This is a genomic window from Kitasatospora sp. NPDC059812, from assembly GCF_042732075.1.
In the GTDB taxonomy this organism is placed as follows: Bacteria; Actinomycetota; Actinomycetes; order Streptomycetales; family Streptomycetaceae; genus Kitasatospora.
The window spans coordinates 7,034-11,934 of sequence record NZ_JBHWIO010000147.1; the positions used below are offsets into that span (position 1 = coordinate 7,034).

The window sequence follows — 4,901 nt, forward strand, 5'->3', positions numbered from 1 at the left end:
ACAGAGGTCTCGTCGTCTGTTGGTGGCCCGTGTGGCCCCCCCCGCGCGAGGCGCGCGCCCGCCCCCCCCCGCGCGCGGGGGGGCGGGGGGGCGCCCCCCCCCCCCCCCGGCGGTCGGGGGTGTTCCTCAAGGACCGCCAGGAGGCGAAGTGGTGACGGCGGCCGCGGCTCAGGTGTCGTAGCAGCCGTCCCACGGGGCGTGGAAGCCGAGGCCGTCGGGGTAGAGCTCGGCCCAGACCCCGCCCTCGCCGTCCTCGCCCTCTTCTTCCTCCTCCTCGTCCTCCTCGTCCGTCTCGATGACCAGCCCGAACAGCGCCCCCTCGACCCGGACGGCGAACGGCGCGATGGCGACGTCCCCGTACGCGCGGCCGGGGAGGGCGTCGAGCCAGTCGGCGAGGAGTGCGCGGGCGGCCTCGACGGCCGCCTTCTCGCCGTCCGCCGTCGTGCCGGTCGAGCGGATGCGCGAGTCGAGGTGCCGGCCGGCGTCGTCGAAGCGGTGGAGCACCGCGAACCAGCGCTTCTGCGCCTGCCAGTTCTCGACGTCGGCCCCGACCTCCGGGAAGGCCGCCGTGACGGAGGCGAGGAACTGGCCGCCCTCGCACCGGCCGATGGTGCGGGTGCGGTAGTCGGGCTCGTACCGGATGGGGATCAGGTCGGGAACGCTCATGACCGAACCGTACGGCTGAGCTGTGACAACGCCCGGCCCGGAGACGGCTCCGGACCGGGCGCGACTGCGGGCCGGGCGCGACTGCGGGCCGGATACGGCTGCGGGCCACGGGCCCGGTCGGCCGACGGTTCGTTCAGCGCCCGGTGGGCAGGTTGGCCCCGCCCGTGCAGTCGAACACCACGCCCGTCACGAAGGTGTTGGCGGCCAGCAGGTGGATGGCCTGCGCGATGTCCTCGGCCCGGCCGACGCGGCCGACCGGGGTGGTGGCGGCGAGGCCGTCGAACAGCGCCGTCCGCTGCTCGGCCGGGACGCGGTCCCACCACGGGGTGTCGATGACGCCGGGCGAGACGGCGTTGATCCGCAGCGGGGCGAGTTCGACGGCCAGCGGCGGGACCATCGCCTCCAGCGCGCCGTTGATGGCGGCGAGTCCGGCGGTGCCGGGGATCGCGGCGCGGGCGGAGGCGGCGGTGATCAGCGTGACGGATCCGTCCGACCGCAGGTGCGGCAGCGCCGCCTGGAGGACGCGGACCTGCGGCCAGAACTTGGCGTCGAACCCGGTGGCGAGCTCGGCCAGGTCGAGCTGGGCGAACGGGCCGCTGCCGGCCGCGCCGCTGACCGCGACGACCAGGTGGTCGACGGTGCCGGACCGGGCGAAGAAGGCCGCGACGGCCTCGGGGTCGGCCGCGTCCAGCTGGTGGCCGACGGTCTTGCCGCCGATCCGGGCGACGGCGGCGTCCAGCCGGTCCCGGCCGCGGCCGGTGATCACGACCTCGGCGCCGTCCGCGGCGAAGGCGGTGGCCGCGGCCTCGCCGATGCCCGAGCTGCCGCCCATCACGACGACGCGCTGTCCGGTGAAGAGGTTTGACGTGGTGCCCATGGTGGCGTGTCCTTCATCTTGTCGAGACCGCTAGTTCCGTCAATAATGTTATCGAGACTGCTAGTCTTGTCAAGCGGGGGAAGAGGAAAGGGAACACGATGACCGAAGCCCGCCCGCACACCGGACGCCGCCGCAACGAAGCCGCCCACCAGGCGATCCTCGACGCGGCCCTGCACCTGCTCGCCGAGTCCGACGGCACCCCCGTCACCATCGACGCCATCGCCCGCACCGCCGGCGTCGGCAAGCAGACCGTCTACCGCTGGTGGCCCTCCAAGGGCGCCGTCCTGCTCGACGCCCTCACCGACCGTGCCGACCAGGACGCCCCCGGCCCCGACACCGGCACCCTGCGCACCGACCTCCGCGCCTTCATCGCCACCACCTTCGACGGCTCCCAGCGCGACACCACCGCCCCCGCCCTGCGCACCCTCGTCCGCGAAGCCGCCCGCGACCCCCACCTCGCCGACCTCATGCAGACCTTCACCGCCACCCGCCGCACCGCCCTGCGCGACCTCCTCGCCCGCGGCCGCGAACGCGGCGAACTCGCCGACGACACCGACCTCGACCTGATCGTCGACCAGGTCTACGGCGTCTTCTGGTACCGCTTCCTCCTCGGCCACGCCCCCCTCGACGCCACCGTCGCCGACCGGCTCACCAACTCCCTGGTCGCCGGGAACAGTTAGGACCCGTCCGGCGGATCCTGCCCGGCGCCCACGCCGGTTGATCATCCGATCCGCCTTCGGTACCGTCCCGTGGGGCCCTCCTTGCGGGACGGCACCCGTCCGGGGAGGGGAGATTCATGCAAGGGCTAGACGCAGCAGGGCCGTTCACATCCCGGCCGGCGCGACGCGCGGCCGCACTGGCTGCGGCCGCGACCGCCGCCGTCGCCCTGGTGGCCGGCTGCGCGGCCGGGGACCCGGATCCGGACCCGAGGGCGTACCCGGGCAGCCCGAAGGGGCAGACCCTCGAAAAGGTGACGAAGGCGTTCGGGCTGGACCTGCCCGCGTGCGACCTTCAGGACGTCGGGTTCCACGGATCCGCGAAGTACCCCGGAGAAGCCCTGAACCTGAGCTTCCGGGCCCCGAAGGACTGCGTGGACCGCTTCCTCGCCGACCACTCGGTGGACCTGGCCCGCCCCGTCCACTGGAGCCCCGGACAGGGGGCCGGGACGGGCTTCGACTCCGACACCGAGACCCGGACCTTCGGCTGGTCCTTCGACAAGAACGTGACCTACGACCTCTTCGTCGACTTCACGACCTCCACCGGAAGCCGCTTCAGCGCGCTGGCCGACCCCGGACAGACCGAGCGGACGGTGTACCTGGAGGCGCGCCACCTCGGCGGCTCCTGACCCCGGAGGCCCGCGCCGGCCTCAGCCCGACCTCAGCCCGACCTCAGCCCGTCCGCCGAGCCCCGCCGGGCGCCACTCCGGGGCCGTGCCCGTTCAGACGTCCGCCGGCCCGCGGCGTCGGATCAACGGCAGGTAGACCTCGTCCACGATCTCGACCAGGACGTCGTCGGGCGCGGTCGGCACGCCCCGCACCACGAACTCGTTGCGCAGCAGCACCACCGCCACCGTGGCGACCCTGGGGTGGAGCGCCTCGGGAGCCGCTTCGCCACGGGCGACCGCGCGCCCCAGGACGGTGAGCCAGGGGGCGGCCGCGGCCTCGCCGGACTGGTCCTGGAGCTGCGCCAGGAACTCCGCCGCGCCACCGGCCGCGGCCAGGAGTTCGCGCAGGATCGCGCCGAGCGGGGAGCTCCAGTGCCGGTTCGCCTGGCGGAGCAACTCCAGGGCGTCCCCGCGCAGTTCACCGGTGTCGGGGGGCACGGCGGCGGTGGCCAGCTGCTTGTAGGCGGCGAGACCGAGGGCCAGGCGGTTGGGCCAGCGGCGGTAGAGGGCGTTCTTGTTGGTGCCGGCGCGGGCGGCGACCTTGTCCATGGTCAGCCCGGCGAATCCGGACTCGGTGAGCTCCGCCACCGCCGCCTGGAGGATCGCCTCCTCCAGCGCCGCCCCGCGCCGCCGTGTCTGCCCGGCCATGGCCCTCGTCCCGTCCGATCCCGTCGCCGGTACCGCCGTCGATACCCCCGTCGATACCGCTCCCTACCCTCCCATCCTTCTTGTCTTCTCCGACCCGCGCCAACTAGGGTACTAGCCGTACCGTATTTGCCGCTCCCCGCCCACCCCCAGGAAGGCAGGACATCGTGCGCGCCAAAGGCATCAGCTACGACACCGGATTCGTCAGGAACGGGTCGTACTCCCGCAGCCGGTTCGACCCGAAGGAGGTCGAACGCGAACTGCGCATCATCCGCGACGACCTGCACTGCAACGCGGTCCGCATCATGGGCGGCGACCCCGACCGGATCGAACTCGCCGCCGACCTCGCCGCCGACCTCGGACTGGAGGTCTGGTACTCCCCGTACCCGCTGGAACTCACCGCCGACGAGCTGCTGGCCCTGTTCGCCGACTGCGCCGAGCGCGCGGAACGGCTGCGGCGGCGCGGGGCCGAGGTGGTGTTCGTCACCGGAGCCGAACTCAGCCTGATGAACCCGGGATTCCTGCCCGGCGACACCACGGACGACCGCATCGCCCTGCTCAGCCGACCCGAGCTCGTCCGCGAACACCTCGGAACGGTCAGCGGCCGGGTCAACGCGTTCCTCGACCAGGCCGTGGCCACCGTCCGCGGACACTTCGGCGGACGCGTCACCTACGCCGCCGTACCGCTGGAGCGCGTCGACTGGACGCCCTTCGACCTCATCTCCCTCGACCTCTACCGCTCCGCAGAGACCGCCGACCGGTTCGCCGACGGCGTCCACGAGCTGGCCGCGCAGGGAAAGCCCGTCGCCATCACCGAGTTCGGCTCCGCCGGCTACCGCGGCGCGGGCGACCGGGGCGCGCTCGGCCTGGACATCGTCGAGTACGACGCCGAGGGCCCCGTCCGACTGAAGGCCGCGCACGAGCGCGACGAGGCCGGCCAGGCCGCCTACCTGCGCGAACTTCTGGAGGCCTTCGACGCCGGCGGCATCGACGCCACCTTCGTCTTCACCTTCGCCCTGTACGACCACGTACACCGCCCCGACGCCGACCCCCGCGACGACCTCGACCTCGCCAGCTACGGCATCGTCAAGGTCTACGAGGACCGCCCCGGCACCACCTACCCCGACCTCCCCTGGGACCCCAAGGCCGCCTTCACCACCCTCGCCACCTACCACCACACCCACTGACCAGGCACCGCCCGGCGCCGCCTCGGAAAAATATGCAGACCGGTCTACTGATTCACACCCTTGCGCACCCACCACCCACCTCCCGGCTGGGGAGCCGCCGCGGCGCCACCGCCGAAGGCGGCACCCAACTCGACGCGTAACT

6 protein-coding genes are annotated in these 4,901 nt (G+C 73.2%); 3 read left to right on the top strand and 3 right to left on the bottom strand.

The annotated features are described in order from the left end of the window. Nucleotides 1-168 precede the first annotated feature (168 nt). Nucleotides 169-666: a hypothetical protein gene (locus tag ACFV6D_RS37850; protein ID WP_380346215.1), complete on the bottom strand. Its 498-nt coding sequence runs from the start codon at nucleotides 664-666 to the stop codon at nucleotides 169-171. A 133-nt stretch (nucleotides 667-799) separates the two neighbouring features. Then, nucleotides 800-1,543, bottom strand: a complete 744-nt coding sequence (locus tag ACFV6D_RS37855; protein ID WP_380491885.1) for an SDR family oxidoreductase — start codon at nucleotides 1,541-1,543, stop codon at nucleotides 800-802. Between the two features lie 98 nt (nucleotides 1,544-1,641). Here ACFV6D_RS37855 and ACFV6D_RS37860 point away from each other — a divergent pair, with 98 nt between their 5' ends. Beyond that, nucleotides 1,642-2,223, top strand: coding sequence for a TetR/AcrR family transcriptional regulator (locus tag ACFV6D_RS37860; RefSeq protein WP_380423494.1), 582 nt, complete (start codon nucleotides 1,642-1,644; stop codon nucleotides 2,221-2,223). A 116-nt stretch (nucleotides 2,224-2,339) separates the two neighbouring features. Then, on the top strand, nucleotides 2,340-2,888 hold the full coding sequence (locus ACFV6D_RS37865; protein WP_380346211.1) for a hypothetical protein: 549 nt from the start codon (nucleotides 2,340-2,342) through the stop codon (nucleotides 2,886-2,888). Nucleotides 2,889-2,981: 93 nt separating this feature from the next. Here ACFV6D_RS37865 and ACFV6D_RS37870 read toward each other — a convergent pair whose 3' ends face one another. Next, entirely contained in the window at nucleotides 2,982-3,575 is a 594-nt protein-coding gene (locus ACFV6D_RS37870; protein WP_380563261.1) for a TetR/AcrR family transcriptional regulator, read from the bottom strand. A 164-nt stretch (nucleotides 3,576-3,739) separates the two neighbouring features. On the opposite strand from ACFV6D_RS37870, the gene ACFV6D_RS37875 reads away from it, so the two are divergent. Next, on the top strand, nucleotides 3,740-4,759 hold the full coding sequence (locus ACFV6D_RS37875) for a hypothetical protein (protein ID WP_380563263.1): 1,020 nt from the start codon (nucleotides 3,740-3,742) through the stop codon (nucleotides 4,757-4,759). Nucleotides 4,760-4,901 lie beyond the last annotated feature (142 nt).

What these genes read in the sequence shown, in the direction of transcription:
- ACFV6D_RS37865 (WP_380346211.1), top strand. Translation starts at nt 2,340, where the DNA reads ATGCAAGGGCTAGACGCAGCAGGGCCGTTCACATCCCGGCCGGCGCGA.
- ACFV6D_RS37870 (WP_380563261.1), bottom strand. Translation starts at nt 3,575, where the DNA reads ATGGCCGGGCAGACACGGCGGCGCGGGGCGGCGCTGGAGGAGGCGATC.
- ACFV6D_RS37860 (WP_380423494.1), top strand. Translation starts at nt 1,642, where the DNA reads ATGACCGAAGCCCGCCCGCACACCGGACGCCGCCGCAACGAAGCCGCC.
- ACFV6D_RS37850 (WP_380346215.1), bottom strand. Translation starts at nt 666, where the DNA reads ATGAGCGTTCCCGACCTGATCCCCATCCGGTACGAGCCCGACTACCGC.
- ACFV6D_RS37855 (WP_380491885.1), bottom strand. Translation starts at nt 1,543, where the DNA reads ATGGGCACCACGTCAAACCTCTTCACCGGACAGCGCGTCGTCGTGATG.